The organism is Oerskovia enterophila (assembly GCF_001692445.1).
Classification (GTDB): Bacteria; Actinomycetota; Actinomycetes; order Actinomycetales; family Cellulomonadaceae; genus Oerskovia; species Oerskovia enterophila.
This window is the reverse complement of record NZ_MAQA01000003.1, coordinates 46,438-58,986: the sequence shown is the minus strand read 5'-3', so window position 1 is coordinate 58,986 and position 12,549 is coordinate 46,438. Positions and strand designations below refer to the sequence as shown.

The following is a 12,549-nucleotide window of genomic DNA, read 5'->3' as shown; positions in this document are numbered from 1 at the left end:
CCGCCCTGGAAACCCGGGGCGGGCACACGAGACGAAAGGGGTGAGGTGAGGTGGCGTACGCAGCGCTTCGAGCACTGACCGACCTGACGGGGGCAGAAGCCCAGAAGGACCGCACGACCGTCATCGCGTCCTTCGAGGTCTCCTACCCCGCGCTGTGGGCTGCCCTGTGGGGCCTGATCCCCGGCCTGACCCTCGCCTTGATCTTCGGTGGGCTCATCAACCCGACCGCCGGTCTCGCGGCGTTCCTCGTGGGGGAGGCACTGGGGATCTGGCTGATCCTGGGCCACTCCTCGACGGGCCTCAAGCGCAAGCACTACCAGTCGCTGCGTGACCGCAACGCGTACAGCCCCGGCACGTTCGTGCTGTGCGGCTACCCGATCGACCCGGCCCTCGCCCTGCGGGTGAAGGTCATGTCCAGCTCGGTGCCGCTGATGGCCCGCGACGCCCAGGGAGGACTCGACATCGACGAGTCCTTCGGTCTGACCCGCCGCCGCACCGAAGTGCGCGAGGTCGACCCCACCGCGTTCATCCCGCTCATCACCGCCCGCCAGGCCCGACGCGGAGCCCTCCACGCGTCGGCCGCACGCACCGTGAGCCGCAGCGCCGGCACCGGCGTGACCGACGACATCGCCGACATGCTCACCCGAGGAGCGACCACCTCATGACTTCCCCCGCCACCGGCACCGCAGGACGTGACCGGACCTTGGACGCCGCCCCGTGGATCACGCGCGTCGTGTGGACGGTGCTCAGCGCCCTGGCGTTGATGCTCGCGGTCTCCGTCCTGGCTTCGGCCGCTCAGGCCAGCACGCTGCCCGCCACGAGCACCGCGACGAGCACCACCGCGGCGACGAGGGTGAGCGCCGCGGCCAGCACCGGCACCAGCTCGGCGAGCCTGGCCCAGGGCCTCTCGCAGGCCAGCAACCGGGACCTGTGCCTGGGCAGCTCGGGCTCCGACATCGGCGACTCCTCGTGCCTGCCCCTGAACCGGTGGGCGGATGCCACGACGATCTTCCACCACCGCCTGGGCTCCAAGGTCTGGGACGACGCGATGCAGAAGGTGCAGCGCGACGGCGTGCAGTCCCTGCTCTCGTCCATCGGGACTTTCGAGTGGCAGCTCGCCGCGAACGTCTCGGACGACGCCGTCGGATTCGACCTCCTCCAGTCGGCCGGGTTCACGATCGACCAGCAGTTCGCCACTGTCGGTGACGCCCTAGTTGGCAACGGGGAGGCCTCCGTCGTGGGGGTCATCATCGTCGCCTCCATCGTCGCCACGCTTGTGCGCGGGGCGACCAGCGGCGGCCGGTCCGTCGGCAAGCTGCTCAAGTCCCTGGTCACCCTCGGCGTGCTAGGTGTCATGATCACCGGGGCCACTCAGTCCACCGCAAGTCCGGACGGCTTCAAGCCAGGTTTGTTCTCGCCCGGGTGGTTCATCACGACCGCCAACAACACCGTCGCACTCATCGCCGACGGCCCGACCCGGGCGATCGTCGTGCCGAAGTACACGAACCCGCTCAGCGGCGACACCACGCACGTCACCTGCGCGGACTACGTCTCAGCCCTCAATGCGCGGGCCAAGTCCACGACGTCGTCCAACTCCTCCTCGACGCCGCTGGTCATCTCCCAGATGTGGGTCAACTCCGGCCTCCAGTCCTGGGCCAAGAGCCAGTATGGCGCGAGCAACGACTACGGCCAGTACGTGTACTGCCACCAGCTCGAACTCAACTCCCAGATCGGGGCGGGCCCGCAGACCGGGGTGTTCTCTGAGGGTACGAATGGGAAGGCTGGTCAGAACCAGAAGTCGATCGCGTTCAACCCGACCGGGAACGTCGAGACAGACAACACGCTCATCGCCTGGGGCGCCTGCCACCTGAAGAAGGAAGGTCTCTCGGCCATGGACGGCACCAAGGCCACCTCGTGGGATGTCGACGCGAACTGGTCCCAGACCAAGCGCGACGGGGACCCCGGCAAGAAGGGCGGGGCGATCAACCCCGAGATGTGCGCGACCTGGTGGTCCGACCCCGGCTTCGACTCGAACAGCTCGGCGCTGGAGTACGAGAACGGCAACCAGATCGCTGAAGCGACCTCGGGCAACGACACCGCCGACGTGCGCGACTACCTCCTGACCCTCCAGGGCCGCTACGTCGGTTCGGGCATGGTCGCCTCCTTCGCGTACGTCATCTCCGGGGCGGGCGTCCTGCTCAGCTTCGGCTTGGTCTCCCTGGCGCTGATGATCGGCAAGATCGCCCAGGTCGTGATGATGCTCGGGCTCGCGTTCGTCATGGTCATGTCCCTGTGGGTCGGCAAGGCCGACGACGCGAAGGTCGCCAAGTACGTGCGCTCGATCCTGGGCACCACGATCTTCGTCGCCGGTGCCTCTCTGCTGCTCGCGATCCTGACCCTGATGACCGACGTCATCGTCAACGCGGGCGTCTCGATGATGGGTTCGAGCTCCCTGATGGGGGTCATCTGGACGGGCGTGGCACCGCTGATCGCGATGGGGGTCATCGCCATGGTCTTCAAGTCCGCCGGTGCCCCCTCGCCGTTCAAGCTCGGCTCGGCCCTGGCGTTCGGTGCTGCCGCTGGCGGCGTCGGCGGCGTGGTGGCCTCCCGCCTCTCGGGCGCCGGGGATCGGGCGCGCACAGGGGCCAAGGCCATGGCAGGGCGTGCCGCCGGGGGTAGGGGGTATGGCTCCGGTGCGCACGCAGGCTCTGGCCGTGGGCGTTCGGACGGTGTAGGTGCGAACCCCCTCGGTGCGGCTAGTGGTGGCGCTGCGGGGGCACCGGGTGCACGCCGCGGGAAGTTCGGCGGGTCCCAGGCCGACATCGACATGGCCAAGGGGCGTCGCAGCGCGGCCCTGGGGGCCCTGGGGGACCTGGGCGTGGTCACCGGTCACGACGTGCGCGAAGCACAGCGCGACCGCATGGCCCTGCCCGCTGAGGAGCGCCGCGAGGCCGATCGCGCCGGGCTCTCCCAGACCAAGGAGATCCGCCGCCAGATCAAGACCGACCGCGCCCTGCGCAACGACAAGATCGCCGAGGCGAACGGCTGGAAGGGCGCACGCCCTGAGGGTGCGTCCGCGCCGCGGCTGATGTCGCGCGACTGGGCCTCGCGCCAGCAGGCCCTGGACAAGGGCAAGGCGCTGGCCAAGGTGCAGGACACGATGGACGGCGTCCGCCGTGACCCGGCGCGCACCGCCCGCCTGGGCCTGAAGGTCGCCGGCTTGGCAGCGCTGATCGCAGCGACCGGCGGTGTGGCAGCGCCCATCCTGGCCGGTGCGGCGGTCGTGCGCGGGGTGCGCGGGGGAGCGGTGGCTCGTACCGCCCGCTCGGCTCGCGGACGCGTCAGCGCGGGCATCAACCCGGCCTCGCGCGAGGAGTACATGTCGGCGGTCTACACGATGCACAACCGGGCCGTGTCCGACCGCACGCCCGGGCTCGACGACCGGGCCCAGGAGCAGGCACGCACCGCCGTGGCTGGACCTGGCGCCGGGCCGATGACGGACAAGCAGTCCCGTGAGGCCGAGGCCCTGAAGACCAAGATCGTCAACGACGAGCGGCGTGAGGCCAGCCGCGACGCCGCCAAGAAGTGGATCTAGGAGGAGCAGCCATGTACTACGGAAACCAGCCGCGCAGCGGCGACGGGCGCTTCGGGCCCAAGGCGATCTCCGAGGCGCAGGGCGGGCTCTCGACCCTGCCTGTGTCCACGAGCGTGCGCCGGCACAACCTGGGGCACGACGAGAACAACGCCCCGCTTCCGTACTCCGCCGAGCAGATCTACGACTTCTGGGCGACGGTCGACATGCGCGCCACCCGGGTCACCGACCTGGACGGGCTGGCCGAGGCGTACTCCGAGCACATCGACTTCGCCTCGGTGGGCCTGATGAAGGACACCCCGCCCCCGCGGGTGCCGCCGGTGGAGCTCTACGCCCCGGCGATGCGCGCAGGGCGGATGGCGTACGACGCGAGCCTGCTCGACCCTCAGGCGCTGGCCAAGGTCCGCGAGTACGAGCTGTGGATCGCCCCCGACCAGAAGATGACCGTCGGCCAGCTGCTCGACGACTACGACAGCGAGGCGCTGGCCACCTGGGGGCTGTCCGAGCTGCTGAAGATGCCCGATCGCGACGCCTACGACATGTCGAACGGGCAGTACGACAAGGTCATGCACGAGCGGGCCGCGCAGGGGCGCGACATCATGCTGCGAGGGCTCGTCCAGGAGTACGACCTGGAGTTCGTCCAGCCGGTGCCCGACGAGCCCTTCGACTCGTACAAGAACATGCGGCACTACCTCAAGCCGCGCCTGCGTAAGGCGTTCCGCGAGGCCGAGCAGGTGAAGGCCCAGGAGCGCCGGGACAAGGCTGCGAAGGCTGCCCTGGAGCGCAAGAGCGAGCGGCGGGCGAAGTGGGACTGGCTGCTCGGTGCCAAGCCTGCACCGACCGTCTCGGCCGGGTACATCCCGACGGCCGACGGTGCCCGCCCGCGCGACCAGCACGACGGCTAGAACGCCTCAGGAGTGGCCGACCTCGGCGTAGTGACGGCGTGATGGGCTGACTCGTGCAAGGCAGGAGTCAGCCCATCACGCGCTACTTCTATCGCTGGTTGGCGGCTCGCTTCGCGAGCCACACGACCAACGCCACAACCGCGACGGCAGCAACCAGCAGGCAACCTACCAAGAGCAAAGAGAAGTCCATGTCCCTATCCTAGTTGTGCGTGGTGTATGCCAGCGTGTAGGTGTTGATCGGCACGTTGACCTGCATCCAAGTCGTATTGGCGCACCATCCCCCAACGCATTGGAAGTCGACCGTCAGACGCGCTGTTGCGGGCGACCCTGCCGACGCCGTGGTCTTGGTCCGGCCGAAGTTCCGGATGCTGTAGGTGCCGCCGATGGTGGTGACCGAGGCGTTGGTCGGCGCGAGAAGCGAAGCGCCCGTGACGTACGCAAGGTCACTTGCCGAGAAGCGCTGGTCGTATCCGACCTTGAAGCTCATGTTGACAACGCCACGCCTTTCGGACGCGGTGCAGTTCCTGCTCGTGCGCAGGGTGCCCGTATTCTTCGTTGTGCATCCGCTCACGGCGAACGGGGTGATGGCACCCGTTGCGGCCGGCACGCCCTTCTCCAGCGAGGTCACGGAGATCGAACCGTCAGCGTAGGTGGTCACAGTGTCGTACGCCGTTGCCGACTCGGAGGAGTCTGTCGAGACGACCGTCCCACCGGCCAGGGAGTCCCACATTTGGCCATCTTCCAGCTTCTTGAGCAGTGTCGCCGTCGTCTCAGCGGTCACGCCTCCGTCGGTAAGGAAGGTCGTCAGTTGGGCGCGGTCGTCCGCGGAAAGGCCTTGGCTAGCCTCAGGTGCGGCCGAGGCCGACTGGACACCGGTGAACGCAAGGGCCGCAACGAGAGCGACACCGGTGAGCTTCGTAAACTTCATTGTTCCTCAGATCTGTGAGCATTCGATGACTGACAGGATCGGCCTCGATCGAGGCTCGACACGTGAGCCGTGGGCAAGCTGCCCGTGGCGAGAGCAAGACATTCTGTGCGAATCGGCATCTGGAAGAGGTACGGGTGTGCCGTTCCCCACTTGTCTTTCACGGAGTGCTAGCGCGAATCGCCAGGTGGAGCGGGTGTTGTGAGTCCGACTTCAGTCCCCGATCGCCTCGGCGGCGCCGTCGTGGACGTTGCCCAGGTCCAGCTGCGGGTTCCCCGAGACCTTCCAGCCCTCGCTCGTGCGCTCGACGGTAACCAGGTCCGTGAACTCCTGGTCGGGGAAGTTGAGGTTCGTGTCGACGTGGTAGTTCACGAACAGGACCGCGTGGTCGTGGTCGGTGGGCCCGAACTCGTCCAGGCCGCGCGCGGCGTAGACCAGGGTCATGTTGGCGGTCAGGATCTCCCCGAGCGAGACCTGGCCGACGTTGGGCCCTATCTCGGAGATCTCGGCGACGTACGCGTCCAGGGTCGCGGCGAGCTCGCCGGTCGCCAGGGATCGGGCCGTGGTCATCGTGGCCAGCCCGCCGTCGACGTAGGACTGGGAGTGGCGGGCAGCGACGTAGGTCGAGGCGACGCGGAACGCACCGTCGTCGCCCATGATGTCCTCCACGCTCCAGCCGTGCTCGGCGACCAGGTCCTGGCGCATAAGCACCTCGGCGGCCGGCAGCAGGTGCGACGTGGAGTCGACGTCGATGAGCTCGACCATCTGCGCCCCCTCCACCCGGCGCTCATGGAAGTCATGCAGGCGCGCCAGGTCGGCCTCGGTGAGGCCCCCGGGCGTGGACGCGTCGGGCGTCGGCCCGTCCGTCTCCGGCGGGTCGAGGGTGACCGTCACGCTCGGGGAGGGCGGCGGCTCGGCCTGCGGCCTGTTCGGGCCGGTCAGGTTGATGGCGAGCAGCACCATGGCCACCACCCCCACGGCTGCCACGAAGCCCAGGACCACCATCAGCTTGCGGTTCATGACTGCCTCCGTTCGATTCTCAGGACACCCCGACGAACTCCCAGTGCCACGGCTCCTCCTTCCCTGCTCCTGGCTGCGCCCAGTTCGGGTTGACCCACCCGAACGAGGGTGCGTGCGCCTTCATCCACGCGTGCTGCGGGGTGCTCCAGCTGTTGATGCCACCGCCCAGGTCCAGGGCCAGACCCCAGCCGTGGTTCGACTTGCCCGGCGTGGCAGCCATGTGACCCTTCAGGGCCTTGAGCCGGACCTGGGAGGCGTACGTGCGGTACGCGTCGGTGATGGAGATGTCCTTGCCGAACTCGGCCCGGTACGCGGCGTTCATCGCCACCAGGGCCGTGGTCGCGTCCGAGCGGAGCATCTGGTTGGGCGCCCACGGGATCGAGGAGAGCGCCGTGGCGGGGATCATCCCGTTGCTGTGCCCTCCCCACGCGCCACCGTTGAGGAGCCCGTCCGGGCTGCCCGGGGTGCCCGTGGCGAAGTCGCCGCCGGCGGGCGGGCAGGCGGCGTCCGGGTTGGCGATGTAGGAGCCGCGGCCCAGCGCCGCTGCGAGCATCCGGGCCTGGTCCTCGTACATGGCGTACCGGTCGCGGTACTGCGCGGCCGGGCGCTCGACGTCGGCTGCCGCCTCGCCCAGGGGCTTGGCCTCCCACCCTTCGTGGGAGAGCAGGACGTTGAAGAACCACCGGGCGCTGAACGCCGTGTCCATGCGCTGCTCGGCGGTGCCGTGCATCGACAGCAGCTGGAAGATCCCCAGGGAGGAGGAGTGCCCGTGGTCCAGGTCGCGCATCCCGGACTCCACCATCCCGGCCATGAACGCGATGATGATGCCCTGGTCGGGCACGGACATCTCGTCGGCGACCGCGATGATCTCCAGCGCGTTGGTCACCTGCTCGGCGTCGAAGCCCTCCACGACCGGGACAGTTCCCGGGGCGATCGTGACCGGGGCGCCCGCGCCGTTCTCCGCGTCCTGCTTGGCCTTGGCGTCCGCGTCGGCCAGGCCCGAACCGGTGGAGCCGGTCGCTGCGTCGTCGGGCTCGCCGTCGGCTGGCTCGGTGGCCGTATCGACGGGGACGATCGTGTTCGTCGGGGTGCACTGGGTCTCGATCCCGCCCGCGAGCTTGACCGCCAGGTCGTACACGAGCCCGGCCTTCTGCTCGTCGACGGGGGTGGCCATCGGCAGGCGCGCCAGCGCGGGCAGCCACGCGGCCCGCGACTCCTGCGCGGCCTCGTCCAGGTCCGGGTCGGTGTCGTAGGTGCTGGTGGCATCGCCGGTCTCGGGGTCCACGACCAGCGAGGAGCCCGCCAGGAGGTCCACGCCCTCGAACGGCAGCTCGCCCTCGGGTCGGTCCTCCATGACCTGCACGACCCATGCCGCGGTGTCGGACAGGTCGCTCGGGTCGATGCCCGCCTCTGCGGCCCGGGCCTCGTCCACGCCGAGACGGAACAGGCCGTCGGGCGGCGGGGTGGGTGACTGGTCCTCGGTCGCCGGGGTGAGCTCGTCAGGGGTGAATGTCAGGTAGACCGCGGCCAGGACCGGCCACGGCACGGAGGTGCCCTGTGTGCTCGCGCGCAGGATGTCGGAGGCCTCGACCGCCATGCCACTGGCCTCAGCGGCCACCGCGGCGTTCGTGTGGATCGACTCGTTCGACGTCGAGTTGTTCGCCTGGCCGATCGTCATCGGGGCCAGCAGCATGAACAGCATCAGCAGGATCAGCGTGGCGGCCGCCACCGCGATCCGCTTGGCCCGGGGGTCCTTCGCGATCGTCTTGGCACCGGTCAGGACGGCCCCGGCCACGTTCCCGGCGGCGGCGTGCGCGGCGGTCCCCAGCGCCCCAGCAGCGACGTCGGCGTTCTCTTGGGAGACCCGCCCACCGGTCGCCGAGCTGAGCTTGCTCGCACCGAGCTGGGCGGCGGTCATCAGCGGGTCGCCCTTCGCGGACGCCGCAGCCTTCCCGGCCCCACCAGCAGTGGCCCCGGCACCGGCAGCCTTCGCGGCACCACCGCCCGCCTGGGCCGCGCCCGCGGCAGCGCTCGTCGCCCCGGCCCCCGCAGCGGGCACCTTCGAGCCCCCCAGACGCCCCAGCAGGCTCTGGCGGGGAGCGGGGCCCTGGCCGTCGCTCGGCGCGCCCGGGGCAGGGGTCTCGTTGGTGCCCTGGGCGCCGCCCAGCAGGTCGCGTGCGCGCGCCGGAGGCCGGGCCTGAAGTCCTGCCAGGGCAGGGTTCACCGCGGGGGCAGGATTGGCGGGGGAGCGCTCGGTGTTCGGGGACGCCACCTCACCCGGTGCGGGCGCAGCGTTGTCCGCGCCCTCACCGTCCACCCGCTCCTCGTGACCATCGCTCATGCCTGCATCCATGCGGAGAATGTCCGCTCAGCGGCTCAGGCCGATGCGCCACTCGACGCGAGTGGGGACCCCCGGCGGGAAGTAGCGGCGACGGCGACGCGCCAGGCGCCACATGTAGAACGCCGACGGGGCCTTCGCGCCCTTTCGCGCATTATGTAGCTGGCAGAGCGCGGCGAAGTTGTCCATGGCGGTCGCACCCCCGCGGGACCACGGGTAGACGTGGTCGCCGTGCGTGGGGCGCGCCGAGCAGCGCAGCCCGAACGAGCCGACGTGCTCGCACCGGCCCTGCGCGCGAGCGAACCCCTCATGGCGCTGGGCAGGGGTGAACAGTCGCTGAGGGTCGCAGTCACCTCGCGAGGGGCTCGGACGCAGCAGCGGCCCCACGACCGCGACGACGAGCACCAGCACCACGACGGCGACCAGGCCAGGCTGGGCGTCCGCGAACGCGAGCACCCGGCCCGGCAGGTCTTCGAGCGCGCTCACGAGCACGAGCCCGACCACGAGGAGGAGATCGCGATCGACCCGGTCGCCGACGCGGTCGCCGAGACCCGGCCACCAGCCGGAACCGAGACCGTCACGGACGTCGACCCGCTGCCCGAGCGCGACCCCGAGGCCGACCCGCTGACCGAGATGGAGACCGTGCCACCGCCGGACGCCGAGAACGTGACCGAGGCGTCTGAGGCACAGGAGACCGACGTCGAGGTCGAGGTCGTCTTCGGCGGTGCCGGAGCAGGCGCCGGAGCGGGGTTCGGAGCGGGGGCCGGGTTCGTCTTGGGCTGGGACGGCGTGGTGCCCGTACCGGTGCCGGTCTGGGGTGAGGTCCCCGTGTTGGCCTGGCGCTGACGTTCGAGCTCCTCAGCCTCCAGGCGCAGGCGCTCCTCCTCGGCGACCCGAGCTTCCTCGGCGACGCGGGCCTCTTCAGCCACCCGAGCCTCCTCCGCCACGCGTGCCTCTTCGGCGACACGAGCCTGCTCGGCCAGGCGCTCCTGCGCGGCCTCCTGGGCGACCCGCAGGTTCTCCTTGGCGATGGCCATCTCGCGGGCAGCGACCCCCTCGGCCAGGCGCCGGTTCTTCAGGGCCTGCTCCGGGGAGATCGTGGAGACGGGCTCGCCCCCGGTGACGTGGGCCCAGACCTGAGTTGGAGCCCACAGGCCCGCGGCGGCGGACGCGAAGCCAGCCCCCAGGCTCAGCACGAGCACCATCGCCGTCACCTTCGACCACCGCGCCCCGGTGCGCCAACGCAGCGTCTGCCACCGGGTGCGCAACAGCGGGGAGACGGGGACCGGGGTGCACAGTCCAGGTCCCTTCGTGCTGCCGGGGCCGGACCCGCCAGACCTGGTTCGTCGGGGTCGTCGGGACGTCGCGTCGTCGTCGAACGCACCCCACACGTCCGATGTGGTGCGCACGTCGTGCGGCTCCTTGAGCGACATCGCCTAGCCCTTTCCGATGGTCGAACACGCGGTGTGCCAGCGAAGCCCACCCCCTGGTGGAGCAGGAGATGGGCTTCGCTGGGTGCCGGGCCGGTGGCATGCGGGACAGGGCACCGGCCCGACGATGGGCGACCCCTAGAAGTCGTCCGAACCGTCCGCAGCCGCCGCCGGAGCAGCCGTGGCGGCAGGCGCAGCAGCCTGCTGGCGCGCGGCCGGGGCCGCAGCGTTCGAGGTGCCGTTCGAGGACCCGTTGCCGTTGCTGTGACCGGCCTTGCGGTTGCGCACGGGCTTGGCCGTGGAGAACCGCAGCTCGGGGCCGATGTGCTGGGCGACGTAGCTCGTCGCGACGACCGTCTTGTCCTCACCGTCGACCTGGACGGCGACCTTGTAGGTCTCCGAGCGGGCCACGACCACGATGCGGTCGCCCTTGGAGAGGGACTCCCCGACGTTCTCGCCCTGCTTGCCGAAGACGGTGATGTTGCGGAACTCGGGGTCGCGCTCCTTCTCGCCGTCGCGGGTGGGCGGGAGGTCGAGCGCGATCGAGACCTTCGCGCGGGCCAGACCGGAGGGCGAGAACACGACCTCGGGGTCACGGGTCAGGTTGCCGACGAACGTGACGTGGTTCATGGGGATGCCTTTCGTTGCGCCCACTGCGGGGCCTCGGTGTGCCGTACGGACGAACCGTGCGGGGTGAAGCCCTGGCTCGGGCCTCACAGGTACCTATGCGCAGAACAGCGGGCCAGGTCTCGCCGCTGAGGTTTCACCCGCTGCCCGGGCCTTGGCCCGGCGCCGGACCGGCATGATCGACCCCATGCGCCATCTCGCTCCCAGAGCCCTTGCCCTCATCGCCGCCGTCACGTTCCTCGGGGCGTGCTCCGGCTCATCCGACGACGAGGTCCGGGTGCCCTCCCTGCGGGGCATGGCCGTCCAGGACGCCACGACGACGCTCACCGCGAAGGACCTGGCGGTGCAGGTCAGCCAGCCCAGCGTGCAGTCGGGCGAGGACCAGTCGTGCACCGTCTCGGACCAGTCGCCGGCCGCGGACTCGCGCGTGGAGGCCGGCACCACGGTCGACCTGACCGTCACCTGCGCAGCGGTCTCCCAGGGCAAGGAGCCCGAGGCGGCGGAAAGCGCCCCGGCGCCAGCCCCCGAGCAGGTCGGCGCGGCCAGCGTCGAGGCAGCGTTCGCCTCCAACTACGGGTGGCCCGAGGACTCCCATTGGTCCGCGATCGAGAGCTTCTCCGACCGGGACTACCCGCGGATCACCGTCGTGACGACCCTGTACGACAAGGTCGAGAACGCCGAGGAGGCCACCGGGATCTGCAACGCGGTCGCCTCCGTCCTGTCGGAAGACTGGACCGGGGTCTACGTCACCGCGGGTGAGGGCGGACCCTTCCTCGCCGAGTGCGCGCGCCCGTAGCCTCTGGGCCTAGGTCGTCGTGGGGCTGGCCGGGTTGTCATGCTCCTCGACGGCCTTGACGAGCACATCCAGGATGTCCTCGGGCGTGGACCCGTCGGTGCGCCCGGCGCACGCCATCTCGCTCAGGTGGGAGGCGAGCTCGACGAGCCCGGCCAGCACCTGAGCGATCGGGATCTGCTCGATGTAGCTCTCCAGGTCGTCGATGTCGTCATCCTGGTACGCGTTGACGATGCGGGCGGCGACCGCGATGCGCGAGGACGAACCTGGTGGGCGCGAAGGCTCGGTCACGACGCCACCTGACCGAGGACAACTTGGTCCAGACCCGAGGCATGCACCAGGGCGAACAGCGAGCGGAAGACGCGCGCCTCAGCCAGGTGGTCCCGCGCGTCGTCCAGGGACCGGTGCGGCTTGCCGAAGGACGTGGTCACCAGGAACTCGCCCGTGGCCTGCTCCCAGATGCGGCGCAGGATGCCGATGTCGTGGGAGCGGTGGTGCAGAGCGGAGACGAACTGGGGCGCGCGGGCCGTCAGCATCGGGCGGTCGAACTCGGCGACGCCCGAGCCGGACAGGATCGTCTTGCCGTGGACCGCGCCGTGCAGGTCGGCCATGGCCAGTATCTCGGCGAGCACGTCGTCGAGCTGGGGTGCGCCGGCGTCCAGGGCGCGCAGGTCGGCGAGCAGGCCGCTGTGCTCGTGCATCTGGGCGACCACCTCGTTCGACATCATCCGCTCGAAGCCGTGGGCGGTGGGGGCCAGCAGCCACGAGGCGGCGAACAGCTCGTTGAGCTCACGGTCGGTGCCGACCACGCCGATCTCGACGATCTCGTCCTCGCGCGGGTCCAGTCCCGTGGTCTCCAGGTCGATCCACACGTGGGTCAGCGGCCTGATCTGTTGAGCGCTCAAGCTCTCGTCTCCTT

General features: G+C 70.2%; 12 protein-coding genes. 4 read left to right on the top strand and 8 right to left on the bottom strand.

What is annotated here, in order from left to right; genetic code table 11:
• Window positions 1-50: 50 nt before the first annotated feature.
• Genes OERS_RS01920 through OERS_RS01910 form a run of 3 tightly spaced genes read left to right on the top strand, consistent with a single transcriptional unit; the run spans window position 51 to window position 4,497 of the window.
• On the top strand, window positions 51-665 hold the full coding sequence (locus OERS_RS01920; RefSeq protein ID WP_068623955.1) for a hypothetical protein: 615 nt from the start codon (window positions 51-53) through the stop codon (window positions 663-665).
• Window positions 662-3,595 carry a hypothetical protein gene (locus OERS_RS01915; RefSeq protein ID WP_139107629.1) on the top strand — a complete coding sequence of 978 codons (2,934 nt, stop codon included), beginning with the start codon at window positions 662-664 and terminating at the stop codon, window positions 3,593-3,595. Before OERS_RS01920 ends, OERS_RS01915 begins: the two co-directional genes overlap by 4 nt.
• An 11-nt stretch (window positions 3,596-3,606) precedes the next feature.
• Window positions 3,607-4,497 (top strand): hypothetical protein, encoded by an 891-nt coding sequence (locus OERS_RS01910; protein WP_068623951.1) that lies wholly within the window; start codon window positions 3,607-3,609, stop codon window positions 4,495-4,497.
• A gap of 199 nt (window positions 4,498-4,696) precedes the next feature.
• Here the strand turns inward: OERS_RS01910 and OERS_RS01905 are convergent, their stop codons facing one another.
• The 6 genes from OERS_RS01905 to OERS_RS01880 form a co-directional block, all read right to left on the bottom strand.
• Window positions 4,697-5,425, bottom strand: coding sequence for a hypothetical protein (locus OERS_RS01905; RefSeq protein WP_068623949.1), 729 nt, complete (start codon window positions 5,423-5,425; stop codon window positions 4,697-4,699).
• A gap of 210 nt (window positions 5,426-5,635) precedes the next feature.
• Complete coding sequence (locus OERS_RS01900) at window positions 5,636-6,442, bottom strand: hypothetical protein (protein WP_068623947.1); 807 nt, start codon at window positions 6,440-6,442, stop codon at window positions 5,636-5,638.
• 19 nt (window positions 6,443-6,461) lie between these two features.
• Entirely contained in the window at window positions 6,462-8,783 is a 2,322-nt protein-coding gene (locus OERS_RS21905; RefSeq protein ID WP_248948293.1) for a M15 family metallopeptidase, read from the bottom strand.
• A 27-nt stretch (window positions 8,784-8,810) separates the two neighbouring features.
• Complete coding sequence (locus OERS_RS01890; protein WP_139107628.1) at window positions 8,811-9,266, bottom strand: HNH endonuclease; 456 nt, start codon at window positions 9,264-9,266, stop codon at window positions 8,811-8,813.
• Complete coding sequence (locus tag OERS_RS20910; RefSeq protein ID WP_139107627.1) at window positions 9,263-9,985, bottom strand: hypothetical protein; 723 nt, start codon at window positions 9,983-9,985, stop codon at window positions 9,263-9,265. Before OERS_RS20910 ends, OERS_RS01890 begins: the two co-directional genes overlap by 4 nt.
• Window positions 9,986-10,348: 363 nt before the next feature.
• On the bottom strand, window positions 10,349-10,840 hold the full coding sequence (locus OERS_RS01880) for a single-stranded DNA-binding protein (RefSeq protein ID WP_068623939.1): 492 nt from the start codon (window positions 10,838-10,840) through the stop codon (window positions 10,349-10,351).
• Between the two features lie 184 nt (window positions 10,841-11,024).
• Here OERS_RS01880 and OERS_RS01875 point away from each other — a divergent pair, with 184 nt between their 5' ends.
• On the top strand, window positions 11,025-11,633 hold the full coding sequence (locus OERS_RS01875) for a PASTA domain-containing protein (RefSeq protein ID WP_169834167.1): 609 nt from the start codon (window positions 11,025-11,027) through the stop codon (window positions 11,631-11,633).
• A gap of 9 nt (window positions 11,634-11,642) precedes the next feature.
• Here OERS_RS01875 and OERS_RS01870 read toward each other — a convergent pair whose 3' ends face one another.
• Both OERS_RS01870 and OERS_RS01865 read right to left on the bottom strand, forming a co-directional pair.
• On the bottom strand, window positions 11,643-11,921 hold the full coding sequence (locus tag OERS_RS01870; protein WP_068623936.1) for a hypothetical protein: 279 nt from the start codon (window positions 11,919-11,921) through the stop codon (window positions 11,643-11,645).
• Window positions 11,918-12,535 carry an exonuclease domain-containing protein gene (locus OERS_RS01865; protein ID WP_169834166.1) on the bottom strand — a complete coding sequence of 206 codons (618 nt, stop codon included), beginning with the start codon at window positions 12,533-12,535 and terminating at the stop codon, window positions 11,918-11,920. Before OERS_RS01865 ends, OERS_RS01870 begins: the two co-directional genes overlap by 4 nt.
• Between the last annotated feature and the right edge of the window lie 14 nt (window positions 12,536-12,549).